This is a genomic window from Carboxylicivirga marina, assembly GCF_016612505.1.
Taxonomy (GTDB): domain Bacteria; phylum Bacteroidota; class Bacteroidia; order Bacteroidales; family Marinilabiliaceae; genus Carboxylicivirga; species Carboxylicivirga marina.
In genome coordinates, this window is sequence record NZ_JAENRR010000033.1 from 26,837 (window position 1) to 53,657 (window position 26,821).

Annotated in this window: 18 protein-coding genes and 1 tRNA gene; 6 read left to right on the forward strand and 13 right to left on the reverse strand. The window is 36.8% G+C overall.

Features of this window, described 5'->3' with window-relative positions:
* The first annotated feature begins 164 nt into the window (after window positions 1–164).
* Both JIV24_RS13780 and JIV24_RS22670 read left to right on the forward strand, forming a co-directional pair.
* Window positions 165–1,910, forward strand: coding sequence for a response regulator (locus JIV24_RS13780; protein WP_200465637.1), 1,746 nt, complete (start codon window positions 165–167; stop codon window positions 1,908–1,910).
* 219 nt (window positions 1,911–2,129) lie between these two features.
* Entirely contained in the window at window positions 2,130–2,258 is a 129-nt protein-coding gene (locus JIV24_RS22670; protein ID WP_262896405.1) for a hypothetical protein, read from the forward strand.
* Window positions 2,259–2,260: 2 nt separating this feature from the next.
* Here JIV24_RS22670 and JIV24_RS13785 read toward each other — a convergent pair whose 3' ends face one another.
* From JIV24_RS13785 to porU, 8 genes are all read right to left on the reverse strand, one after another.
* Window positions 2,261–2,647, reverse strand: coding sequence for a DUF3859 domain-containing protein (locus tag JIV24_RS13785; protein ID WP_200465638.1), 387 nt, complete (start codon window positions 2,645–2,647; stop codon window positions 2,261–2,263).
* A gap of 6 nt (window positions 2,648–2,653) precedes the next feature.
* Complete coding sequence (locus JIV24_RS13790; protein WP_200465639.1) at window positions 2,654–4,861, reverse strand: tetratricopeptide repeat protein; 2,208 nt, start codon at window positions 4,859–4,861, stop codon at window positions 2,654–2,656.
* A 7-nt stretch (window positions 4,862–4,868) separates the two neighbouring features.
* Window positions 4,869–8,762 (reverse strand): translocation/assembly module TamB domain-containing protein, encoded by a 3,894-nt coding sequence (locus tag JIV24_RS13795; protein ID WP_200465640.1) that lies wholly within the window; start codon window positions 8,760–8,762, stop codon window positions 4,869–4,871.
* On the reverse strand, window positions 8,713–10,539 hold the full coding sequence (locus JIV24_RS13800) for a BamA/OMP85 family outer membrane protein (protein ID WP_200465641.1): 1,827 nt from the start codon (window positions 10,537–10,539) through the stop codon (window positions 8,713–8,715). The genes JIV24_RS13795 and JIV24_RS13800 overlap by 50 nt, the downstream gene beginning before the upstream one ends.
* Window positions 10,540–10,648: 109 nt before the next feature.
* Window positions 10,649–10,936 carry a thioredoxin family protein gene (locus tag JIV24_RS13805; protein WP_200465642.1) on the reverse strand — a complete coding sequence of 96 codons (288 nt, stop codon included), beginning with the start codon at window positions 10,934–10,936 and terminating at the stop codon, window positions 10,649–10,651.
* 13 nt (window positions 10,937–10,949) lie between these two features.
* Window positions 10,950–11,429, reverse strand: coding sequence for a 2-C-methyl-D-erythritol 2,4-cyclodiphosphate synthase (gene ispF / locus JIV24_RS13810; RefSeq protein WP_200465643.1), 480 nt, complete (start codon window positions 11,427–11,429; stop codon window positions 10,950–10,952).
* Between the two features lie 72 nt (window positions 11,430–11,501).
* The gene (porV, locus tag JIV24_RS13815) at window positions 11,502–12,641 is read right to left on the reverse strand and encodes a type IX secretion system outer membrane channel protein PorV (RefSeq protein WP_234445833.1); all 1,140 of its coding nucleotides are present in this window, start codon (window positions 12,639–12,641) and stop codon (window positions 11,502–11,504) included.
* An 88-nt stretch (window positions 12,642–12,729) separates the two neighbouring features.
* A complete protein-coding gene (gene porU, locus JIV24_RS13820) occupies window positions 12,730–16,470 on the reverse strand; it encodes a type IX secretion system sortase PorU (RefSeq protein ID WP_200465645.1) in 3,741 nt (1,246 codons plus the stop codon).
* A 315-nt stretch (window positions 16,471–16,785) separates the two neighbouring features.
* Here porU and gldJ point away from each other — a divergent pair, with 315 nt between their 5' ends.
* Both gldJ and JIV24_RS13830 read left to right on the forward strand, forming a co-directional pair.
* Window positions 16,786–18,285 carry a gliding motility lipoprotein GldJ gene (gene gldJ, locus JIV24_RS13825; RefSeq protein WP_200465646.1) on the forward strand — a complete coding sequence of 500 codons (1,500 nt, stop codon included), beginning with the start codon at window positions 16,786–16,788 and terminating at the stop codon, window positions 18,283–18,285.
* Window positions 18,286–18,381: 96 nt separating this feature from the next.
* The gene (locus tag JIV24_RS13830) at window positions 18,382–19,680 is read left to right on the forward strand and encodes a UDP-N-acetylmuramoyl-tripeptide--D-alanyl-D-alanine ligase (protein WP_200465647.1); all 1,299 of its coding nucleotides are present in this window, start codon (window positions 18,382–18,384) and stop codon (window positions 19,678–19,680) included.
* On the opposite strand, the gene JIV24_RS13835 is transcribed toward JIV24_RS13830, so the two are convergent.
* From JIV24_RS13835 to JIV24_RS13855, 5 genes are all read right to left on the reverse strand, one after another.
* Window positions 19,677–20,711 (reverse strand): glycosyltransferase family 2 protein, encoded by a 1,035-nt coding sequence (locus JIV24_RS13835; protein WP_200465648.1) that lies wholly within the window; start codon window positions 20,709–20,711, stop codon window positions 19,677–19,679. The two genes, JIV24_RS13830 and JIV24_RS13835, sit on opposite strands and share 4 nt — an antisense overlap.
* A gap of 12 nt (window positions 20,712–20,723) precedes the next feature.
* Window positions 20,724–21,611, reverse strand: coding sequence for a lysophospholipid acyltransferase family protein (locus JIV24_RS13840; RefSeq protein ID WP_200465649.1), 888 nt, complete (start codon window positions 21,609–21,611; stop codon window positions 20,724–20,726).
* 5 nt (window positions 21,612–21,616) lie between these two features.
* Window positions 21,617–22,405: an inositol monophosphatase family protein gene (locus tag JIV24_RS13845; RefSeq protein ID WP_234445834.1), complete on the reverse strand. Its 789-nt coding sequence runs from the start codon at window positions 22,403–22,405 to the stop codon at window positions 21,617–21,619.
* A gap of 6 nt (window positions 22,406–22,411) precedes the next feature.
* A complete protein-coding gene (mtaB, locus tag JIV24_RS13850) occupies window positions 22,412–23,728 on the reverse strand; it encodes a tRNA (N(6)-L-threonylcarbamoyladenosine(37)-C(2))-methylthiotransferase MtaB (protein WP_200465650.1) in 1,317 nt (438 codons plus the stop codon).
* A gap of 120 nt (window positions 23,729–23,848) precedes the next feature.
* Entirely contained in the window at window positions 23,849–25,165 is a 1,317-nt protein-coding gene (locus JIV24_RS13855) for a PhoH family protein (RefSeq protein WP_200465651.1), read from the reverse strand.
* Window positions 25,166–25,240: 75 nt separating this feature from the next.
* Here JIV24_RS13855 and JIV24_RS13860 point away from each other — a divergent pair, with 75 nt between their 5' ends.
* Together JIV24_RS13860 and JIV24_RS13865 are read left to right on the forward strand one after the other, a co-directional pair.
* Complete coding sequence (locus tag JIV24_RS13860; RefSeq protein ID WP_200465652.1) at window positions 25,241–26,539, forward strand: bifunctional folylpolyglutamate synthase/dihydrofolate synthase; 1,299 nt, start codon at window positions 25,241–25,243, stop codon at window positions 26,537–26,539.
* 69 nt (window positions 26,540–26,608) lie between these two features.
* A tRNA-Val gene (locus JIV24_RS13865) sits at window positions 26,609–26,686 on the forward strand.
* Window positions 26,687–26,821: the final 135 nt, after the last annotated feature.

The following is a 26,821-nucleotide window of genomic DNA, read 5'->3' on the forward strand; positions in this document are numbered from 1 at the left end:
AAAGCACTTCAGATACTAAAAAAGTGAGTTATTAGTTTATTTTTGTTATAGATTGATAACAATGAGATATGTAATTGTTTGCTTAGCAATGGCACGTTACTTTTGCACGAATAGTTTTGCTCAGATCAAACTCATTGTAGATACTAATTGATAAATACAGGCAGATGAAGATATTAAATAGGTTCCTTTTATTATTTAAATCAGACAACAAAGAAAACGTTGATATTGAAGAGCAAACGCCAACTTTAATCAACAATCTTATCAACTTCTTTTTGTTTTGTATTGTATTTATTGAAGGTGTTATTTGCCTGCGCAGTGAAGATATCTTTTTTGCTATACCTTTGCTGACACTCAGTTTAATATTTGCATTTCACTTTGTGTATTTGAGCCGAAACTCAATGGCAAGAGGTATGCAAAACTCATTATTCTTCTTTTCTAGTGTGACATTTTTATACTTTGTAGTATTTGGCAGTAGTACAGGTATAAATATCATTTGGTCGGCATTGTTTCCACCATTTATTATATCACTTATGGGCATGCGTCGTGGATCCATCTTCTCGTTACTGTTTATGGCGCTAATTGCAATCATTATATTAATCATTAACAACTATGGATTTATTGATTTAGCTAAGCAATATACTCTTACCGAGAAAATCGTTTTTCTGGCTTTCTACTTCTTATTCTTTATTGCTACCTATGCCATCCATTATACTTATACCGAGATAATTCTTAAAAAAGAACGAAGAGTTTTGGATTCCCAGAATTTTAACAAAACACAAGAGGAGCTAATCTCGAAACTATCGCACCAAATCAGAACACCTTTAAGTAATATTACTGGTATTATTGACATCCTTGAGAAAACAACATTAACCGACGATCAGCGCGATTATATAAACACTATCCATGCATCATCAAACAACCTGGTAAATGTGGTTAATAACATGGTAGCTGCATCGAAGACTAATTTTAGTCAGATTCCTGCTGAAGAGGTTAGTTTCAACCTGTACTCGACCATCAATAATACAATTAAGTTATTTCAAGATGATCAGGAGAAAAAGAAGTTCAGTTTATCGTTATCTGCTGATATTCCTACGAACCTGATAGGCAATAGTGTTAAGGTGAAACAAATATTCCTTAACCTGCTAAATAGCCTCTTGAAATACAATAAGTCTGAGCTAAAAACAATTGCTATTGAAGTATCCCGCAAAGAAATTTTGCCTAATAAAATAGTTTTAAAATTCAGAATCATAAGCAATACCGTTGTACCGATTCCAAAGTCTGAATTAGGAGAAGATGCCATGCATTCATCGGAAGTGATTCACCTTAACCGCAGTAAATACATCAATCTACTCGACCTGGGAATAACTCAGAAGATAATTGAAATGGATGGCAATCATATTGAAATAAGTCCCGACTCAGTTAAAACAGTTATAGAATTTACGGCCTCTTTCAAAGAAAATAACAAGAGCCAATCCATTGAAAACATCAAACCGCCAACCAAGCAATCTGAAAGTTATTTCAAGCCTAGTGTAAACATTGCTGACGCCAACATTTTATTGGTTGAAGATAACTTTAGCAACCAGCAAATAATCATCCTTTATATTAAAGATGAAGTACGAAAAATTGAGGTGGCATTTAATGGAAAAGAAGCGCTTGATAAGTTTGGTAAGGTGAAGTATGATTTAATCCTAATGGATGTACAAATGCCTATTATGGATGGCTTTAAGGCAACTGAAAAAATACGTCAGATTGAGAAGAGTACCGGCACACACACACCAATAATTGCAGTAACGGCCAATGCCTTTCCGGAGGATAAAGAAAAGTGCCTGGCCTCAGGAATGGATGATTATATCAGTAAACCATTTCAGCCCGAAGATTTAATCCATAAGATGAAGAAGCACTTAAGCTAGTTGTATTAAAATCACAGTTTGAATCGTTCAGTACAATTGTGTAATACAATGACGTTAGCTTGTACGATTTTGCAATATTTTGATATTATTTAATCTAATTCGGTTAAAAAACGTCAACCAGCTGTTAATTACTGTTAAAGCCTCTTGATTTTTTCCTCAAGCCTTGTAAGTTTGTAAGTTAAGGATAGGACCCAAAAGGAAATGGATAAAAAGAAAGAGATGAAGAAAGAGACAGATATAACATTAAAGCTTAAGCGAAAGATTTTAATTTATTCAATCATAGAAGTAGCATTGATAATTGCCTTATTAGGATTCATCATGTTTTTGATAATGGTATTAATGAGCTAAGATTACAAATACAGCGTTATCTTCTTCTCAGCAATTAATTCCCCATCCAAGCTGGTGGTAAGCAACCAGTCTCCAACTTTATCATCATACGGTTCCCAAACCGTATCTCCCAAAAAGAATTCATAGTCATTTGATTTGATAAAGTATTGACCTTCAAACGGAGGTTCAACATTTCCATTTTTATCCTTAAACGGTGGATGGTCAATCTTATATTCAACAACTTTACCTTTGGCGCCTTTTATTTTAATTACATAACCAAATTCAATATCCGGACGAATATTAATCTTATCAGTTATTTTAAGCAATTTCGGTAGTTTTTTTGAGGTTCGCTCCCACTTGCTGTACTCGCCAAAGCTATATAGTTCCCAGCTTATCTTCTTTTTTGCCATTATTATTTAACTCTCTAACGAATATCTAATCTGATCCAACATTAAAGGAATGTCACCTGCATCAATGCCATGATTTTTCAAATAAGGCGTATCGCCATTGAAGGTTTCAATAAAATCATCCAATGAATGATTTGGCAGCTGTATACTCTTTTGGTAATACGACAGAGCCTCTTTGCGCATTTTTCGGCACCAAAGCGTGTGTCCCAGGTTAATGAAGTCGTGCTTGTTTTTTTCTGACACGATTAACTGATGATAATACTTCTCAGCCTGCTCAAATTTCCCTTCTACAAAAGAACACCAGGCAATGGGACGACCGACCTTATTATTTCCAGGATCAAGGTATTCAACCTTAAAATAGTATTTTAAAGCCTGCTCAAAATCTTCCAACTCTAATAAGCAATGTCCTATTGAAACCTGCGTATGCAAATTATCAGGACCTAATTTTTCTGCATCCTTATAATACTCTAATGCCTTTTGTGGATTTTTCAAATTACGATAGCAGAGTGCTATTTTTTTCTTATTCCATACACTATTTGCCCCAAGTAGTTCGGCTTTTAAATAGTAATCAAGAGCTTTCTGAAAATCCTCTGCCTGTTGATAACAATAAGCTATTTTCTGCAGCACATCTTTTCCATTATCCATACGGCCAGCTACCTTATGAAATATCTCTAATGCATCTTCAAAATAGTTTTTCTTAAAATAATACTCTCCAATTTCGCGTAATGACTTTCCGTCATCGAGTATCTGATTAAAAAACCAACGATTATGAAAATCCATTTTCTGAGCAAATACATCGGAAAACTGATGTTTTTGCGGATGTACCTTTAATAAGCGATACATATCTTGTATAAACTGATTACTTGCTACCAGTTTTTGCTGATTAGCCTGAAGCATCTGCTCATCCTTTTGCATCTCAACCATCTGCTCAATTTCGGCCGAAAACATTTGCCCCATCATTTCTTTTTGCATCCCAGGCATGTGCGGAATACTTAAGATAAGTGAGTACTTATCTGAGTTACACAAGAAGCGTGACGACGCTAAACCTTCTAACAGAGAGTTATTATTAAAAACATCATCTTCAGTCGATAGCGCATTAACCACATCGGGGTGTGTTGGGTAAAACGGTAGTAACCAATTGGCTACCTTATTGAAAAATGAAAAGTGTTTAAGGTGCTTAAATGTTGAAAGAAACACGTCGGCACCTTCCATTTGCCACTGTGTTAATTCCTCCATTTTATTCATCAAACTCGGAGAATCCTTGAAAACATCTTCCCAATCCGGATTTTTCCCCTCTTCCAGACTATCACTTATGAGATTATCAAGATCAAGCTTATCCTTGAGTTTAGGGTGCATCTTCACCACTTCAGGCAATATTTCATCACTAAGCTTTTTCGATATATGCTCCGTTTCACGCGTTCTAATAAGCTGTAATGCCACCCCTTGAATTAACTCCTGATGATTACCTTCTTCAATCATCATAAACAATTGCGTATATAATTCGGGGTATAAAGGCAGCCGCGCATCGTACTTATTAAGTGCTAATAATAAAGCTGTAAGTGCTCTGGCATTCACTTCATCTTCAGGGTGGATACATAACTCTATAAGTAAATGCAAATAATCATACGAAAATGAATTCATTAACGATAGATAAATAGCGCCTACCAATGTTGCTTTATAAGCAACCGGTATTGAACTTGTAAGTAGCAAGTTGTTTAATAATTCCTTATCGACCACATCTAATGCTGATGCCGACCAAACAAGGTTAAACAACTCATCAATGGCTCGATATAATTCAGGATTGTTTTCTGCATTGTTGTTAACCACCTTTTGCAATTCAACACTTGCCCAAATGGTATCAATTTCATCAATAACTGATTTCAATTTTTCACTACTATACTTTTTGCGATTTTCATAAATCAACTCAGATGAATATTTACTCAACAGCACATCAACAACTTTGTCACTGAGACTATACACATCGCGCAATAAGTGATTATATATTTTTTGACGTTCAGGATCAGTAATTCCTTCGACGGTGTATTTCAGTATGTTTTTATAAGTAAACTCCAGGTTATAATGCTGATCAATTAAATCACCATTGTGCGATTCCTTAACCAACAGCTGAATGACATCCAGGCTATCTTTTATGTTCTTTTGCGATAGCAATTGACATATTTTAGTGTGTGATGCCTTTATTTCCTTAACATTCATCATAGCCAAATTATTTAGATGATTCAAACTTCAAAATTACATCAAATCCTGATGATTTGGAACTTCCACTTTGCAATCTAAAGAACAAAACTTTATTAAGCTCGTACTCCAGGGTAATAGTTTCCGGAGTAATTTCATCATCTTCCGTTTCACCAAATCCACGTTGATAAATCACAAATAAATCATTCGTAATATATTTTCCTACCACAAAAGCAGCACTTTGCCAGTTTTCGGTTGAATTAACCTCAATCATATCCAACTTAAACCGTTGTCCTATGGTAGAGTTTAATGATGATGTAACCATATTAGCCAGCATATTTGAACCAACAGAGCCGATGATACCATTCTGACCATCATAACTTAGCTCATCCATGGTTTTACCAAATATCATAATCGATACAGCATCTGACTGGGATATGGCGGCATCATCCAAGGTAAAGCTAATGTTTGGCTCAGATAAATACTCGGTCACCGATAGTTGTAAAGTGTGTTTTTCTTTATCGCTACCACGATAAACATATTCGGCAGTAATTTCCAATCGAGGATCGGGTGTTTCTCCCCCCATAAACGTAATGACACCTTCTTCTATGTTAAATTTTCGTCCGTACAAAATGTAATAGCCACGGATGATTTCAACATCACCAAACAATTCAAAATAATCAACAGTTTTAGCAATATCAACATCTCCACTTATCTCAATATTCATGTCGTCACCTTTCAACCATGTACCGCGCGGAATATCAATTGTCAGACGACCTTTTAATTGTTGCATTAAAGGCGACATTTCTTCCTCTTCCTCTACTCGCTCGGCCAGATATGTTGAATCACTCTCCCGAATAGCCACCACCAACAATGGTGTATTTTCTTCATTTTTCTTTGAGTCGTCAGTTTGTATAATTTCAGATAAATAAAAAGAAGAACGATTAACCAACAAACGACCTCCAAAACGAGGCACCCCGTCTATATCTGAACGATAATACGGGTCACCACTCACATTAATATCATAATTTCTATGTTGTACCACATGGAACTTATCCATATCAGTAACCATGTCGGATGCCACAACTTTTCCTGAAACTATTGTTGAGTCAAACAACAGATGGCCTTTACTTGAAAAGTAGCCAATATCTGAACCAATATAAATCGTATCAATACCAATCCTGTTTTCATTGAAGGTGAAGTGACTTTTCATATCATGATAATACACTCCTTGCTTATCGTTATTAATAAATCCGTTATCTAACTTTACCTCTCCAAAAAACAGTGGTTTATTAAAAGTGCCACTGGCACTGACCAATCCATTAAAATAAGCTCCTGCCTGGATTGTTTCATATTCTGGAACATCCTGAGTACTTATTTGCAGAGAATCCAAAGCAAGCTCCCCATTAAAAGTTTTTGGTACTGTGACAGCAAAATTTTGAGCAGTATCCACTTCAATAATTAACGGCAATTTTACATTTGCGTACACACTACTATCAAGACTTGGCAACCATGTATCTACATAAAAAGTATCAATTGCATATTTTAACTTACCCTGCAACGATGGCAATACGATAGTGCCATAAGCTGGGTCTTCAATAAAATATTCACCATTCATGGTTATGGAATCTGGATCACCTCCCATACTAATTTCAGTTGAGAGCAATCCACGAAGCGAATCGGACGATTGAATAAACCTATTTAAAAGACGCAAGTTTAAGTTATTGACGCCCAAATCAAAGCTAGCCCGAGTACCTGTACTTATTTTTCCCTTAGCCTGTAATCTAAAGTCTTGATCGATTTTATCTCTTAGCTTAATATTGTCTACAATCAATGTATTATTATAGTATCTTACATTCTGCAAGGTATCATCTAAGTAAAACTGAGCATATGGCGTATCAAAATTTACTTTATTTAAACTCAATTCAATTGTATCTGCCAGGAACAAATCAGACTCTAAGACTCTAGAAAAAGTATCCTTCTTACTAAAATCAATTGAAGACCATAAGTGTTTATTATCAAAAATATAATTGACACTTAGCGTATCAACTTTTTGAGAAGCGGCATTTATAGTCTTAAGCTCTACTATTCCTTTAGAATAAATTGTATCAGACATCAATTCACCTTCAAACCCAGCATAAATAGTATCAACCTGAATGGGTTCAAAATTAAAATCGAATACATGTACCTGACCATTATACCTAATATCAGTTCGATTCCCATCGACCTGCAAGTTAGCCATCGCCTTATCATAGTTTATTTGCGGCACGCCAAATCGCTCAAATAGTTTTAATTGAGTGCTTTCTATATTTGCTTTGGCAGCAAACTCCTTTGAACGAAAGTTAAACATCCCACCACCCAATACAGCATTTCCATCTGTTTTAAAACCTAAGGTATCAAGCTTTAAATCAGAACCCTGTAATGATGAACGGAGCACTAGAGAATCGAGCTCTACATCATACACCTTACTGTCGTATAGCTCAACTTTAGCATTGAACTTTCTCTTCTCTGATAAAATATGCGTTCCTGAAATTTTAAAATGACCATTAACAACTGTATTTTTTACACTTGGTTCGATGGCTTCTATATCAAGATTCGTTGACCTGAAATCAGCTGTATATTCGGGACGATTATGCAAATCGCTAATTTCAATATGCCCCTCACTAAAGGACTTATTATAAACAAGCAAAACATCGGCTTCAATCAGATTATTCTTTTGTATAGCATCAAAATGCAAGGTGTCAGTAGTTGTGTTTTTATATGATGAATTATTAAACCTCGCTCTTACATGCAAATCTTTTTTGTAATCTAATACATCGTGCCCGTTAACAGCCAAACTTCCATTTAAGTATGCTTCAGTGTTTTTAATGTCAAACCATTCTTCGGGCACAAACTCATTAAAATACAAAATGGCATTATACTCTGAAGTTTTATCTTTTTTGAGTAAGCCTTTTGAGAAATCATAGATTGTACCTTTCAAGCCAACATGCTTTTTTCCTTTTCCGAGTCGAACATCACAATTCAGCTCATCCTTTTCTGCATTGATTTTCAGGTTCAATACTGGAATGGAACGAATTGGCACTTTTGGCAAAAAGTTTTTTAAGTCACCTTTATTTAAATTATGCCCTTCGATTTCGATGTTGAACTCATCTCTACCAACATAATTAGCCTCACCAAATAATAAGGATTGATCGGTTTTTAGGTGGATGGTGTCTAAAACCATTAATGGTCCTTTCTTTAAAAAGAATATCTGTGCATCCATTAGGTTAAAATCAGGATGCCTTGATTGAAAACTTAATTTCTGCAATTTTACATCGACGTGTTTTTGCTTAAAAAAGGCATTGGCACCAATGTGAACCTGCTCGAAACCTACGGACGGGGTTCCATATTTGAATTGATAAGCACCATTAGCATTCTCAATAAAAATGTGCTTAAAATCTAATATGATTGGAAATACTGCAGGTGTATCATCTGATTTTTTAATCATTTTATCAAGCACATACAAAAGGTGCATTGTAGTACTATCTTGATACCATAAATTAAAATCGAGCGATTGAATAAATAATGTATCAATTTCGATGTGCTTTGTTTTTAAATCCAACAGTTTGTATTTAACAAAGAGCGAATCAATATAAGCGACTGTAGAATCCCCTTCGCTTAAACGCACATCGGTTAAATGAATCTGGTTATAGAGGTTGCCATCAATTCGTCCAACAGCGAGTTCGCCATTAAAATACGGGCTAGTCACCTCCAAAGCCTTCACTCTAAGAAACTCCCTGAACGAAGCTGTTTGCGTATAAAGCAACACACCTATTATGACCAGCAAGATAAAGCTGAACACGCCAAATGTGTATTTTAATACCTTTTTCAGCATATTAGAACGGATTACCAATATTGAAATGTAGCTGCCACTTTTTTTCTTCATCAAAAATTGGCCTGGCTATATCAATTCCAACCGGGCCTATAGGAGTTTTATAACGGAAACTAAAGCCTGTGGCATAATGCAAGTCATTCAATTCATAATTATAGGACTCTCGCCACACATTCCCCGCATCAATAAAAATAGCAAATACTAGTTTTGGTCCAATTAAAAACCGACTTTCGACACTTCCTTCAAGCAAGCTGTTTCCTCCAACTGGCTGACCGGAGGCATCTTTAGGGCCTAACTGCGAGCGTCCCCAACCACGCACTGAATAGCTACCTCCAGCATAAAAGCGTTCTTCAACAGGAACTAACCTATCAGATTCAGTCATGTTAGCTGCGCCCATCTTTCCTTTAAAAGCCAACGTAACACCAGGCTTTATCCCCAGGTATTTTTTATACTCCAACAAACTTCTATAAAATGGGATAGACTCATCAACGAAGGTACCATTACGCTTAAAGTTTAATGCCAATGAATACCCAGTTACTGGATCTAACCTTGGTTGGCCATTAAAATATACAAATCCTATTGAGATCCCGGATTTACTATAGGTCGATAATTCGTCATTGGTATCAAATGATTTTGGTGTTTTTACTATTACAGAATCTGAATCAACGTCTTCGATATAAAAATTGACAGAAGAATTAAACTGCTCAGAAAAATGCTGTAAAAAAGTTAAATTAACACCTTTACGCACAATATCATAAGCAGGCTCATGCTGATTCATTAAAAATGGATTAATTACGGCGGAATTAAATGGAAAAAAAACCGCCGGCTGAGTAAAACGCAGTTGTAAATTATACGGCTCTAATGCTGAGTGCTTTGCATACAGATTTGCACGACCCGTTTTAGTAATAAATCCCAAGTATTGAAGATCACCAAATATTCTAAACTTATCTTCGCGTCCGTAACCGACACCAAACCGGGAAACCCAGCGCGGTGCTTCCTTAAGCGTCACAAGCGTAGGTAATGTATCAGGTTTCTCTTCGCTCAGCAATGTTTTTATAGACGCCACCCTAAACATCCCAAGGTTATATATTTGTTTTTGCGTTTCGTCAATCTCATATTTCGACCATTTGTCGCCCGACTTAAAACGCAGTTGCTTCATTATTTTTTTTGTCGGCACTCGTTCGTTTCCCTGAACAGCTATGGGGCCAAAATAGGCAACTTTTCCCTTGTTGATTATCCAGTTTAGTTTTGCTGAATTCGTTAGTGTATCAACAACCATTTTGTGTTTAACCTGAGCATAAGCATAACCCATGTTATTAAACTCCTCGTTAATAAATGTTTTATCATTATAAAACCATTCATCTCTAAATCGTCTATTAACCTTAAGTTCTGATTGTAATCGAATTTTCCGCTGAGTATTTCGTTTAAAAAACTCTTCGTAGGTAACAACTGAATCAACCGTATATGAGATTTCCGATAATTTAATTGGCTCACCTTCGGTTACATAGTAAGTAAGCTTTACTTTATTATTACGTGTCACTTTAATCTCAGGCTCACCAAACTGAACATTCAAAAAACCTTCCTTTTGGTAGGCATAACGAATCCGTTTCAAACTTTCATCATACAATGGCATGGTAAAACGATCGGCTTCTTTGTCAGATAACTTTTCTCCTAAAAAGGTAGCAGAAGAAATACTCAGATTTTCTTTAAGTTTAGTTGCCGTTATTGACCGATTACCTTTGAACGAAACTTTTCTAACCTTTAAAAGATTTTGTCCACTAACCGCAGTCGATAGAATTACAAGCAGTATGAGTATGAGATTTGTTTTCAACTACAGCATTTATTTAGGTCACCTTAAATTAAGCTAATTTTAATCAAATGTCATGCGTATTTAAATAAACTTCGCTTTCATTGCCAAATGATGCAGCAATCCATCCGCATTATTCAAATAATAGTTGATAAGGCCTCTCTATTGCTTCACGCAACTGTATAATAGATACATTTCTGGCAAAACGGTAATATTCTTTACCTTCGAAATAAATTAGTATTGTGGGTACCGTAAAAACCTGATATCGAGCAGCCACTTCTGGTTCCTCTTCAATATTGACATACTGAAATTTCATTTTGGGGAAGCTATCAGATAACAGTTCCTTAATTTTGGGCATTAATACCTTACACACACCACATCGCTGATGTGAGAAATATTTTAAAGTAGCTATATCCATCATACTAATACCTTGGTTAACTCTTATTGATTAGAACCGTTGCATAAGCTGCAATTCCTTTTTGCTCTCCCACAAAACCCAGCTTTTCGGTTGTAGTAGCTTTAATAGCAATATCTTCAATATCAATATCCATCACTTGTGCTAATACTCTCTGCATCTCAGGAATTAGCCCTTTAAGCTTTGGCTTTTCCAAAGCAATTGTACTATCTATATTGCCGATATCATAGCCATTCTTACGAATCAGGCCAATTGTTTTATCAAGTAACAGTTTACTATCTACACCCTTTAATTGAGGGTCGGTATCCGGAAAGTGAAAACCAATATCTCTCATATTAGCCGCTCCCAACAAAGCATCACAAATGGCATGAATAAGCACATCACCGTCGGAGTGACCTATACTCCCTTTTGTATGTTCAACTTTAATTCCACCAATCCATAATTCCTCCCCTTCGCCCAACTGATGAACATCGTAACCAAATCCTACTTTTATCTTCATAAAATATATACACATAAAAAAAGACCTTAAGGAATTTCCCAAAGGTCTTTTCAAATATAATGAATAAAGTTGTTATCGCATATCGCTTAAATCAAATGATAGAGAAAAGCGCATTGTGTTGCCCAATGGGTTATTCTGAACCATTGGAATGATATAAGAAGCATCAAGTGTAAACATATTAAACTTCAAACCAAAACCTGCTGAAGCAAACTTACGATTACCCTGGTTTTCATGCTCATGAAAATAACCCGCGCGGATCGCGAATTGCTTATTATACCAATACTCGGCACCAAGAGAAAAGGTTATCTCCTGTAACTCTTGCTCAAATCCACCAGGTGCATCGTTAAATGAGCCAAAAATGGCAGAAGGAACAGATTTATCCTCATTAGGGTCAACCCAATTTTCATCAGCATCTTCTGGTCTTAATTGATTTGATGGTACTAATAGCTTATTGATATCTAAGGCAAAAGCTATTGAATTGTACTTATCAAGCTCCATCTGATAACCAGCACCCAATTTCAAATTTGTTGGGATGTATTCTTTATTAACACCATCATAGCTGATTTTTGAGCCAATATTCGAAATATTAACACCTGCACTAAATTCGGCATCATTACGATTAACACGCATTGGTTGTTTAAAATAAAAACCGATATCAGCAGCAAACGCATTACCTGCCTGAAGCCCTTCAACAGAACCATTGGTTAAATCCGAACGAATATAACGAAATGCTACAGCACCCGAGAACTTATCAGATAACACACGTGAATATGCCGCGTCTAAAGCAAATTCATTGGGTTTTGCGCTAAACAGAGGAGTTCCAATTCCATCAGTAAATTCTATTGTTCCCATTGAAAAATACCTCAAAGATGCACTTACAGTTTGCATCTTGTCTAATCGATAGTAAAAGGTTGCCGTCGACATATTAATGTCATCAACCAGCTTACGCAACCATGGTGTGAATGAAATAGCCACTCCCATTTCGCCATCAATAAAAGCATATTTAGCTGGGTTTAAGAACTGTGAATTCATATCTGGTGTAGTTGCAACACCAGCATCAGCCATACCTGCAGCTCTTGAATCCGGGTTTATGTTTAGAAATGGTGCAGCCGTAGTAATCGCATTACTGCCATCGCTCTGAGCTTGCGCAACATTTACATTTATAACAAAAGCCAAAAAAACAAGGCTTAATTTGATCAATAATCGCTTCATATTCTGGTTCATAATCATTTGCTCTCTTCTATAATATCTTCGTTAACGGGTTGGTGAGTATTTACAGAACTACAAAAATTGATTTTTATTATCTAATTACCATTATTTTTTTCGAGAATTTACCAACTTGATTCTCTGCAGATCGAATTTCACACCTCAATATGTATAATCCTTTTTGCATGGCGGCCGATGGCGTCCATTCTATTGGAGTAATAGTGGTGCCAACAGCAGCTTGTGTGGTATTATAACGTTCAATCAATCGCCCACTCAAACTGTATATACTGTAAGTGACATCGAGCAATTGATTAGGTGCATCGTGAACAAATGAAATCTTAACTGTATTGTTAGTTTCAATAGGATTAGGATATACATTTGTTTCGGTTATCTGCATGGTACCATTTAAATTTACTTCGAAATCAAGAGTCGAGACGGAAGAATTATTGAGATTGTCCCACACCTTTAACTCCAATGTATGCACCCCTTCTTCGAGTTGCGGCAACTGATAAGCCAAGTTTCCACTTGTGTAACTATCAATATCAGAAGTAAAATAAGCGTTTAAGTTAATTGGTAGTGATCGTATATTATCAAGCACAAGAGTAATGTCATGACCAATACCAACTCCACTTATATTAATTCCACTTTCATCATCCAGCTTAGCATATAAAATTGGTTGAGAACCAGTTAAATCACCATTCATAAAGCTCTCATCATTTAACCACATTTTAATGTTTGGCCCATCTGCATCGTTGGGCGGATTATCTGAAACACCTCCAATAAGTACCGAATTATCGGCTCCGAAAGATTCTACTCCGTCTTCATCGTAGGCATAGTAACTGATTCGACCTTCACCTATATTGTATCTAATATCTTTGGGGATTCTAAAAGATGCTAGAAAATGATCGCTATCAGCATTCATTTGCCCCTGATATATTCTATTTTGATACACCTGATACTCAAATGGAACAGCTCCTTTATTACCGAGTGTTTTTACAGTTATTGGCTTGTCATACACTTGCATTGTCACAACCGATTTGCCTGTTGTTGGCGACATAATTTTTCCTTCTACATCAGCAATCGTCAAAGCCTTCATCTCCGCACGTAAATCAGGATCTTCTTCTCCATTAATACTGTTTGTTGTGATATCGCCAGAAGGATACATCAAATGAAGAGAAGGATCTCCAAGCAAAGTGAAATTTAATTTGTTTACACTATTACCAATTGCATTTTTAGTGTCACGAATTACTTCTCCCAGTCGAATTTTCACTCCATTGTCATCTTCCCTAAAAATATTTTTATAGAAGCTTTTATTAATTTGAAAGTTTTCGTGAGACCATGCAATACGCGTTGTTGTAAACAAAGCTACTCCTCCTCCTAATTGAGATAGAACCACCCATTCTCCGGCAGATATATCATGAAAGTCATCGTACCTACTAAATTCACAAGTAGCTGTTACAAATACTGGTAAACGATCGATATTGGTCAATTGCTGAATCGTTGTTTTATCTAACACATTTTCGTGTGCCAATTGCCGTTCACTGCCATGCCCGGTATAATTAAATAACAGTGTACCATTGCTCAGCGTTGTTTTTATGGCTTCATTAACGCCGGGGTAACGATCGCCAGATGATGTGGTTGTTTTAGGATAGGCATCAAAGTAGATCTTATTGTGATTAAAAGATTGGAAATCACCATAGACTTGTTTCGATAACTGATCAGCCTGCGACATGTGTAAGTTATTATCTCCGTCATCAGCCAGAAAAGTTATGTCTGTTTTCCATGCACCTAAAGCGCTTTCATTCAGATACTTTTCCACCTTATCAACCATTATTTTTGCTTGATCAATATCACTTACAGGGAAGCGACCGATTCCGATATCTAACTTGTCGTAAAGAATATTACTTCCTTCGTTGGCATCTAAGAATCCATAATAATCATCCGACACAAATGAGTTTTTGATATTAATGGAATTATCGGACTGATACGTTAAAATGAAATTTGTGTTATTATCGCTATTAGTCCGATTGTCGTATGAGCCATCGCCAAACAATAACATACACTTAAAACGGTCATCTTGCTCATACAAATAACGGGCATAGTCTCGAATGGCACTTATATCAGGAGAACCGGATGAAAATTCATTATAGATTTGATATGGAAATACTATCTCACATTGCAAGCCCGAATGCTGTTGATGAATAGATGCTAATCGTCGCGCTTCATTCTCAAATAGAGGGTGAACCACTATTAACATCTCTGGCACAGACAACCCTCTTATATCCTGATTCTCCATTGTTTCTTCAAACTCAGGCTGAGGTAATCCTGCTGCCATATCAAAAGCCACAAACTCTCTCAGCTCTTCTGTTCGATAAGTAAACCCCTTATCACCAGAGTAATCATTAATCGGTATACTACGCGGCATGTTATGATCACTAACATCCCACAACACACATGAAGAAGTAACTCCTTGCAAATAAAACCGGGTTGAGTTTCCTTCCCCCGAAATTTCAGCATTTCTAAATTGCAGTTGCTTATCTATGGCAATAAACTCCTTAGCATTTAAACAGAGATAATTAAGCCAACCACTCGCACTTCCGGATGAAGACTCATATGTTAGGTCGATATGAATAGTATTACCAAACGATGAAAAAGTAGTGTAATTGATACCTTCATTGGCAAAGGCACCTACGTAATTATTATAATCAACTCTGGGAATTCTAATATTTTGAATTTGCACACCATCAACATAGGTATTAAACTCAGAAACAATATTTGATCGCGCAATTAAATGGGTTAGCAACTTAACATCCTCGTCCTTAACCAAGTATTTAAAATCAAACGAATATCTCCTTGTTTGAGATGGATCATATCGCAACCCATACCATTCAGAACCAGATTTTAACAGATTTTGATTCTCTAACTCATGAAACTGATAACTATCGAACTCATTTGTTTCGTGAGTATAAGTTGAGCTAATCAAATCGCTTTCCTGCACCCTTTTCCCATCGCCATTATTATCAGACAGAAAGTAATACGCCTCCTCAGTATAGTCATGCAGTTGATGTTCAAACATTTCATGCTGCTCATTATACTTCCAGGCAACAGGTCCTTGAGCATAAAAGTATATGGCATCATTATCATGCACAATCGCGTTTTCTACCAAATCCTCATGACGAAATTCTGAATTGTCACGTGGCAACATATTTCCACCATTTCCGAATACATTAACATTTTGAGGATTAGAAAAGCCCCAGGATGACAAGCTCGAATATGGGATTTTATGAACACCAGATTCACTAACCTTGATTTTAACCCATTTACCCGCCGCTAACACAGAATTGCTTTTAGTTTCATTGGTGCTTTTCAAGGTCGTTTTTTGATGCAATATTTTAGGTATATCAATTTCATATTTGATAGCATCAACTCTATGAAATTGTTTTTCAAGATCATCATAGATAACTGGAAGCAATTGTAACTGTAAAAAGTATGCGCGACGAATACAAACAATTCGTTTGTCGATAAATTGCAACTCACTTGGCGAAATATTACTTAAAAAATCCAGTTGCAGCTTATCTTTAATAATAGCTGTCTCTAATGAGTAATTAACCTTTAATGAATCAATATTAACAAAACCACTTAAAGGCACCTGTATTACCATTACAGGCAATTGTGTTCTTTCGTCAATTTCGGCCGATTCCAGTATCCGAAACGGACGTTCGACATATCCATTCACATCGTCACCAAGCCATGTAAACACTTCGCTTCCTTTAAATGTTTGTGCGTTGGCATTTACAACACCCAGGAGCAATAATATTATTATATATCTCACCATTCTTTTCCCTTAAACTGATTGTTACCTTAAACAGTAAACAACCACTTACTACTAATTTATACTCCTAATCTTGTTATTTGTTCATCAAAAAACACAAAAATAGATATAAGTGTATAAGAAATTTATATTTTTAACGTTCTCTAATATGAAAAATTGTATTGACTGCCCTTTGTTACATTAAAAAAAAGAGTGAAAAAGGAGCTTAGGTATAACCTTTTTATATTTTTGCAGTATAAAGTAGTCAGTTACACGTCAAATGTGCGTGAAAGTTGAGTTCGTAAATAATTGATAATTAGAATACAATATCAAAGTGCTATGAGATTAAATACCACAGTTATTTTAGCTGTTTTAGCTTTTAGCTTACTAGGCTTATCGTCATGTAGTAAGAGTGGTGGAGGCAGTGCTGTTTCTTCTGCAACAGGATGGGAATATAACAATCCTGACAATGGTGGATTTGAGTTTAAGTCGGGCTATGAGCAAGAAACCGGCCCTGGCCTAACATTTATTGAAGGTGGTACATTTATTATGGGCCGCGTTGAGCAAGATGTTCTTTACGAATGGAACAATGCACCACGCCGAGTTACAGTACCTTCATTTTACATGGATCAAACAGAAGTAAGAAACATTGACTATTTAGAATACTTATTCTGGATACAACGTGTTTATGTTGATTACCCTGAAGTATACCGCAAGGCTTTGCCAGATACATTAGTATGGCGTCGTCCGATGGCTTACAACGAACCAATGGTTGAAAACTACTTACGTCACCCGGCATATGCTGAGTATCCAGTAGTAGGTGTAAGTCATGTTCAGGCACAAGATTATTGTAAATGGCGTACTGATCGTGTCAATGAAATGATCTTGATTGACGAAGGGGTTCTTGAGTTTGATGTAAATCAGATTGGAGAGAATAACTTCAATACAGAAGCATATTTATATGGTCAGTATGAAGGTATCCAGGGTAAAAACCCAATGGAAGATTTAAATCCAAATAACGATACTCGTCGCGTAAGATGGGATGACGGTATATTATTACCACGCTATCGCCTCCCAACTGAAGCTGAGTGGGAATATGCGGCACTTGGTTTAATTGGTAACTCATATGATGAGCGCATGACAAATCGTCGTATCTACCCATGGGATGGACACATCACACGTAACGCCGACAAAAAAGAACGTGGAAAAATGATGGCCAACTTCGTAAGAGGTGGTGGTGACATGATGGGTATGGCTGGTAATCTTAATGATGGTGGTGATATTACTGTTAAAGTAAACTCATACTATCCTAATGATTATGGCTTATATTGTATGGCTGGTAACGTTAACGAGTGGGTAGCTGATGTATATCGCCCATTATCATTCGAAGATGTAGAAGAATTCAGCCCATACCGTGGTAATGTATTTAAACAAAAAGTACTTGACGAAGAAGGCTACATTGTTGAAAAAGATAGCCTTGGTCGTATTCGTTACAGAAACGAAGAAGATAAAGACATCTTAAACCGTAAGAATTACCGCACAGCTGATAACCGTAACTTTGCCGATGGTGATGCTGTTTCAAATGCTGTTACCGGAAGCGACTGGAATGATGCAGATGCTAGTACAAGTACGATGTATGCTGGCTCACCAAACAGTAGCTTAGGTAGTTTAGTTTCTGACCGCTCACGTGTTTACAAAGGTGGTGGTTGGAGAGACCGCGCTTATTGGTTAGCACCAGGTGCTCGTCGTTACTTAGACGAAAGAGAAAGTCGCGATGACTTAGGATTCCGTTGTGCTATGACACGTGTAGGAAGCCCGGTAAATACATCGAAGAAATAATTCTTTTAGCAGATAATCTCAAGAGGCTAACTTTGTAAGTTAGCCTCTTTTTTTATTTTTGCTTTTGATTAATAAATATTCCTAAATCATTCTACCATGAGCCAAATAGCAACAATCCACAAAGCATTTCTTTCTTCAAGTGGTGTGTCAACAGATAGCCGACAGGTTAATACTGGTGTTATCTTTTTTGCACTTAAAGGGGGGAATTTCGATGGCAATAAGTACGTCAAAGAAGTGATGGATAATGGTGCTTCATTTGCTGTGGCCGATGACATTTCGTTACAAAGTATTAAAAACGTTTTTGTGGTTGATGATGTACTAACAACTCTGCAAGAACTGGCTACATATCACAGAAGGCATTTAGGGCTTCCGCTAATAGCAATAACAGGTACAAATGGCAAAACAACTACGAAGGAATTAGTCGCCGCAGTTGTAAGTAGAAAGTATAAAACAAAAGCAACCATTGGCAACTTCAACAACCACATTGGTGTGCCTCTCACGCTTTTAAGCATGGATAAATCCATTGAATTAGGAATTGTTGAAATGGGCGCCAATCACATTGGTGAAATTGAATTACTTTGCAATATTGCAGAACCTGATTATGGCATGATAACCAATGTTGGTAAAGCTCACCTTGAGGGATTTGGATCTTTTGAGGGGGTAAAAACGGCCAAAGGTGAAATGTATCAATACCTTCAGAAACATAACGGCCAACTATTTATCAACCATGACAATGAACACCTCAAAGAGATGGCCAAAGGCATCGGTAACAGAATTGAATATGGTCTTACAAATGGCGTTGTCACCGGGGATATTAATTGCAACAACCCGTTTATTACCATCAATTGGAAAGCCGGTAAAGAGTCAATCCAAACAGTAAAAACCAATTTAATTGGAGCTTATAATCTTGAAAATATCCTTTCTGCCATCTGTATTGGATATAGCCTGGCGGTAGATGTTGATGATATAAATGCTGCCATTGAAGAGTATAAACCTACCAATAACCGCTCTCAGTTGATTCAATCAACATCTAATAAAATTATTATGGATGCCTATAATGCTAATCCTTCGAGCATGCAAGTAGCTATTCAGAATTTTTCGAGCATGGAAGCTCCCAATAAAGTGCTAATATTGGGCGGCATGAAAGAAATGGGCGACGACTGCCAAAAAGAACATCAAAAGCTAGTTCAGCTAATTGAGCAGCAAACCTTCTCAGCCATCTATCTTATCGGACCTGAGTTTGAGAACTTACTCAACTCTAAACCAAAACTTTTACATTTTAAAACGAATACCTCTTTAATAGATGAACTAAAAGCTAATCCAATTAAAAATTCGACCATCCTTATAAAAGGTAGCAGGAGCAATAAACTGGAAGAATTACTTGAGTATGTCTAATGAAGATTAAAATGCTTTAGTTCGCTGAACTTACGAAGTCCTTTCACATAAAATGCCCAAATGACACTTTGCGGGTACATTTCATTGTGTTCACGTTTAACACACAAAGAGAGCTGTTGTTTTCTTTTTTGAAACACTTGAGATAATTGGCTATAAAAACTAAAATGAGCCTTTAAAACAGCTGCAAAATGTTTAAATTCTCCTTTTAAAACAAAATGAATTCCGGCAACACCATCCAATACCATTCTGATAAAAAGAATCAAGAACAGTTTGTTAGACGGAAGGTTTTTAACCAACATCAGCAAATTGTTTCTGAAGTTAAGAAATGTTTTGCGGACATTTAATTGACTAAGAGTGGCTCCCCCAACATGCAATACTTCAGAAGATGGAAAAACCAGTATTTTATGCCCCATATTCTTAATACGCCAGCACAAATCTATCTCTTCCATATGTGCAAAGAAAGACTCGTCTAAACCACCTGATTGATGATACAGATTGGCACGAATCATGAGCGCAGCTCCTGTAGCCCAGAATACTGGAATAGGTTCATTGTATTGTCCTGTATCTTGCTCAATGTTATCAAGTATACGACCACGACAAAAAGGATAACCAAAAACATCTATATATCCGCCAGATGCACCTGCATATTCAAATTTATCGGGCGACTTGTAGTCTCTTACCTTTGGCATACATGCTCCCAGGGAAGCATCTTCATCCATTCGGTTAATCAAAGGAGATAACCAACCTGGTTCTGGCGCCACATCGCTATTCAAAAGAACAAAATAATCAGCTTCAATTTGCTCTAATGCCTTGTTATACCCACCTGCAAAACCATAATTATCATCCAATTGAACAATCCTTATGGCCGGAAAATTTTCTTTCAAATAGCTAACACTATCGTCTGCTGAAAAATTATCAGCTACAATAATCTCAACACCTTTATGCTGCGAATTTTCGATAACTACAGGTAAAAACTTTTCGAGCAATGCTCTGCCGTTCCAGTTAAGTATGACAACTGCCGTTTTTGACATTTCAGCTTATTATTAATTTGTCTTTATTTCACGTTCCTCCGAATACTTCCATCGCTTATGCGACCACAACCAATCTTCAGGGCGTTCGCGAATAATCTCTTCCAGGCACTTCAGGTGAATTTCCGTTATCTCATTATCAGCCGTCAACTCGGGCTTCTCCACTAATGGAATCACTTCAATTTGGTAATATCCTCTTTTAATGCGTGACATTTTAAGAAAAACAACTGGTGCTTTTAAGGACTTAGCCATTTTCTCAGGTCCCAGCAATACTGCCGTGTTCTGATTGAGAAATTTGGTCCAGTATTGTATTTTGTTTTTATCTGGCGACTGATCAGCTATTAAACCAATTAAAAAGCGTTGATCTTTTCGCTTAAGCTTCACAATTTCGCGCATTGTATCACGCATTGTAAAATTCAAATTTCCCCATTTCTCCCTTAGCTTAAGCATGTACTTATCAAACTCAACATTCACCAAGGGGCGATAAGTGGCGCAACATAAATGCTTGGTATGAAGATTTAAGGAAGGCACCCATTCCCAACAGGCGTAATGTCCCATCACACCAACAACATCCTTTCCCGCTTCGGCATGCTTATCTAAATACTCTGCATTCTTGACTTTTACCCTTTTGCGCATTTGCTTTTCGCTTATTGACTGCAACTTAATGGTTTCAATTAACGAATCGCAAAAACCGCGATAAAACTTAAGGCGAATATCTCGCAACTCTTCTTTTGACTTTTCAGGAAAAGAATAGCTTAAATTCTCGTTGATAACATGCCTGCGATACCCAATTAATCGAATGAAATGATATAATACATTTGAAAACAGATAAAGCATAAAGAAAGGCTGTAAACTAAACAACCATAAAAAACCCAGAGCTATATAATTACCTACTTTTTGCATAATTACTAATTCATTATATCATTAATGATTCCTTTAAATTCATTGAAAGTTGCTTTGTTTGTGGCTATAATCTCTTGCCCAAAAAGAAAATTATCTCCCCCATTAAAATCACAAACTGCACCACCTGCCTGTTTAATAATAAATACGCCTGCGGCAACATCCCATGGCTTTAGATTGTATTCATAAAAAGAATCAAATCGTCCACAAGCCACATAAGCTAAATCGGTCGCTGCCGAACCTAAGCGACGCAAACCACGCGAATGCTCCATAAAATACCTAATAGAATTCATAAACCCATCTAAGCGATCATAATTGGAATAAGGAAAACCCGTGGCGATTAAACTGTTCTTAATATTTTTTGTATCAGAAACACAAATTTCATGACCATTTAGATACGCCGGAGAACCTTTATAAGCATAAAAACATTCGGCTAATCCCATTTCATAAATAACCCCCAGCACTAATTCCCCTTTTTCCTGCAATGCAATACTTATGGCATAAGGTGCTAAACCATGGATAAAATTCGTTGTCCCATCAATGGGATCAATAATCCAATCAAACACCTCTCCTTTGATGTCTGACGTACCTTCTTCGGCAATAAATCCACTTTCAGGAATTAGTTCTTTGAGACCATTTACAATCTTTTGCTCAGCAGCTTTATCAACCTGGGTTACAAAATCGTTATCTCCCTTAATTTCTATATCAATGGCCGATTTCTGTTGTGATTCCTTAATAAAAGCTCCGGTTTGTCTGGCCAGTTCACATACTTTATTACAAACAATCTGATAATCCATGATTAATTAGATAAGTTTTCCCGCCATATTGAGGGTATTTAATGATAGATGTTTCAATTCAACCATTTCTATTGAGTTACTCAAATTATCTTGAAAAGGCACTTCTACTTTTATATAGTTGGATGTAAAACCATTAATCATCCCATCATGCTCGACCCCTTCAAATAACACTGGCATTTGTGTTCCAATAAACTGCTTATAGAAATGACGTGTTTTTTTGGCCGATAGCTCATGTAATAATTTACTTCTTTCTTTTCGTTCTGGTATTGGAACTACTTCCTCTATTTTCAAAGCTTGAGTATTCGGTCGCTCTGAGTAAGTAAATACATGTAGCTGCGAAATGTCCAAATCTGCTAAAAACTGATGTGTAGTCTGAAAATCAGATGCAGATTCTCCTCTGACACCAACGATTACATCAACACCAATAAAAGCATCAGGAATCAATTCTTTAATTCGTTCAATTTTCGATCGAAAAAGATTTGTATCATACTTCCGCTTCATCAGCTTTAGCACCTTATCAGAACCCGACTGCAAGGGAATATGAAAGTGCGGCATAAATTTCGTCGACTGAGCTACAAATTGAATAATCTCATCGGTTAATAAATTGGGCTCAATGGATGAGATACGAAATCGCTCGATTCCAATGACTTTTTCCAGCGCCTGAATCAACTCAAAAAACGATTCATTAGTAGCATTACCAAAATCACCAATATTTACACCTGTTAAGATAATTTCTTTTGCACCTCCACTAGCGGCTTCCTCAGCTTGCTTTACTGTATTTGAAATACTATCACTTCGACTCCTTCCTCGAGCAAACGGAATGGTACAATAACTACAAAAGTAATCGCAACCGTCTTGCACTTTTAAGAAGCAACGCGTACGATCACCAAATGAGTACGAAGGTTTAAACTCTTTGTTTTTACCTATCTGACCAGCATGAATTTCGGCCTTATCTGTTTTCTTGAAATCTTCGATGTATTGCAGTATGTCAAACTTTTCATTTGAACCCAACACTAAATCAACTCCCTCAATATTTGAAACATCATCAGGCTTGAGCTGGGCAAAACAGCCGGTTACTACAATAAAAGCATTCGGATTTTGTTTAATGGCTTTTCGAATAACCTGCCTGCATTTTTTGTCGGCCAACTCGGTTACCGAACAGGTATTAAACAAATAAACATCAGCTGGTTCTGAAATATCAACCTTTGCAAACCCCGCCTCTATCATGGTACGCGCCACGGTTGATGTTTCGCTAAAATTTAGCTTACATCCAAAAGTGTGAAACGCAACCTTCTTATTTTCAAAAACCGAAATATCAATCATTACAATACATAAAATAAAGTGCAAAGGTAAAAAAAAGCTATCAGCTGAAAACCTTCAGCTAATAGCTATTGAAATTTCGTTTAACTTTTTAATGACAGCGTTAAATACTTTGTGCAACGCTTACAGTAGATCAGAAGCCAATTCAGCCAGATAACTGCGCTCACCTTTAACTAAATTAACATGAGCAAATAAATCCTGCCCCTTCATTTTATCGGTCAAATAAGCCAAGCCATTGGATTGCATATCCAAATACGGCGAATCAATCTGTTGTACATCGCCTGTAAAAACCATTTTAGTTCCTTCGCCGGCACGTGTTATAATGGTTTTTACTTCATGAGGCGTAAGGTTTTGTGCTTCATCCACAATGAAAAAGGCATCTGATAAACTACGTCCACGAATATATGCTAATGGAGTAATAATAAGTTGCTCATTCTTTAGCATTTCATCCAAATTATTAACCTCACGACTGGTAGCCTTAAAGCGACTTTTAATAACTCCCAGATTGTCAAATAAAGGCTGCATATAAGGCCCTATCTTTTCATTAACATCACCCGGTAAAAATCCTAAATCGCGATTAGCCAGTGCCACAATCGGTCGTGCCAATAATATTTGCCTGTATTGCTTATGCTGCTGCAAGGCTGCTGCCAGCGCTAATAAAGTTTTACCAGTACCCGCTTTTCCTGATAATGAAACCAGTTTAATATCCGGATTAAGCAATGCATTTAATGAAAAGGTTTGCTCAGCATTTCGAGGTTCAATTCCATAGGCGCCATGTTTCTCTACTCGTCTTATAAGTCCCGATACTGAATCGTTGTGCGCCAGCACTGATTGATTTCCATTCCTCAGTATAAAATACTGATTAGCTGGCAAATCTTTCATCGGAAATTCATCAATCGGGATACCCTGATGCTGATACAAGGCTTCAATTTGATTGCCATCAAAATCTTCATGTATTTCTACACCTTTATCAAGAATATCAATATCCTTAACTTTATCATTTTCGTAATCCTCAGAAGCTACGCCTAATGATTTTGCCTTAAGTCGCAAATTGATATCCTTGGTAATTAAAACAGTTTGGCGTCTTTTAAATTTCTCCTGTACATGTAAAGCAATGGCCAGTATTCGATGGTCAGATGTATTTTCGCTAAACGATTCTTTCATTACTTCAGGAGTGGGTTTTCCGGTGGCCACAAAAAGCTTTCCTTTTTTTGCACCAAGTGGTATCCCTTCATTAAAGGCCTTTTCACCTGCCATCTTATCCATTTCGCGGGCAAATTCGCGTGCCTGAAAATTAATGAGATCGTTACCTTTTTTAAATCTATCCAGTTCCTCTAACACAACTATCGGAATTATCACATCATTTTCCTCAAAGTTGTAGATACATTTGTGGTCGTGTAAAAGAACGTTTGTGTCAAGAATAAATAGTTTTTTAGCCATAAGGTACGGTTTTGTTTATCTTAAAGATAGAGAAAAAAAAGTCGCATAAACCAGAATATGATATAATTTTGCACTATGAATTATAAAGAAACGCTCGATTTTTTATTTGCTCAATTACCCATGTATCAGCGTGTGGGCAAAGCAGCATACAAAGCTGATTTAGCAACAACCTTAGAACTAGACAAATACTTCCAACATCCACATAAATCATATAAAACAATCCATGTAGGCGGCACTAATGGGAAGGGTTCTGTATCTCATTGCATAGCCTCCATCTTTCAAGAAGCTGGTTATAAAGTTGGGTTATATACTTCACCGCACCTCAAAGATTTCAGAGAGCGCATACGCATTAATGGTCAAATGATTACTGAAAATGCGGTTATTGATTTTGTAAATAACCACCAGGGCATCATTAAAAAGCTTCAACCTTCATTTTTTGAGATGTCGGTAGCCATGGCTTTTGATTACTTTAGGCATGAGAAGGTTGACGTGGCAATTGTGGAAGTTGGTATGGGAGGCAGACTCGATTCAACCAACATCATTTCACCCGAGATTTCGACCATTACGAATATTGGAATGGATCATACAGCCTTTTTAGGTGATACTTTGCCCAAGATAGCCATCGAAAAGAGCGGCATCATAAAGAAAGATGTACCGGTTATCATAGGCCAAAGTCAGGCCGAAACCTCATTGGTATTTGAAAACATAGCAAAAGAGCGTGAAACAAATATCTTGTTTGCCGACAAGGAATTGGCAATTTCAACAGCTACATTCTCAATTGACGAGAAACAAATTTTCCAGATATACAGAGGCACTGAACTGGCATACCCTGATCTAAAACTAGATTTGTTAGGCAGCTATCAAAAGAAGAACATTATTACTGCCTTGTGCACCATTGAGCAATTGCAGAAAGGTGCGTTTCAAATCTCAAATCAAGATATTTACAAGGGACTATTAAATGTTGTTAAAAACACTGGCTTACTAGGACGCTGGCAACACCTTGGGTATAATCCAAGAATCATTTGCGATACAGGTCATAATCTGGATGGCATGACAATGCTAGTTGAGCAAATAAAAAACACACCACACGATAAGTTACACATTGTATTGGGTATGGTTAATGACAAAGACCATTCAGCAGTATTAAATATTTTGCCAAAAAATGCTGAATATTATTTTACAAAAGCGTCAATCCCCCGCAGTTTAGATGAGCAGGAACTCAAACAGATGGGCAATCAAATAGGCTTAGTTGGAGAATCATTCTCAAATGTAGAACTGGCATTAAAATCTGCACAAAAAAATGCAGGCAGCAACGACCTGATTTTCATTGGAGGAAGCACTTTCATAGTTGCAGATATTTTAGAAAAATACTAATTAAATTTGGAGGAGATAAAAAAGAGCTATACATTTGCATCGCTTTTCTAAGGAGATAAGCACACAAAAGGGCGATTAGCTCAGTTGGTTTAGAGCACTTGGTTTACACCCAAGGGGTCGGGGGTTCGACTCCCTCATCGCCCACCAACTATTAATGATTAAACGAAATCATTAAAAATGTAATTATTGAAATTACCTGAAAAAATTCAGGGCGATTAGCTCAGTTGGTTTAGAGCACTTGGTTTACACCCAAGGGGTCGGGGGTTCGACTCCCTCATCGCC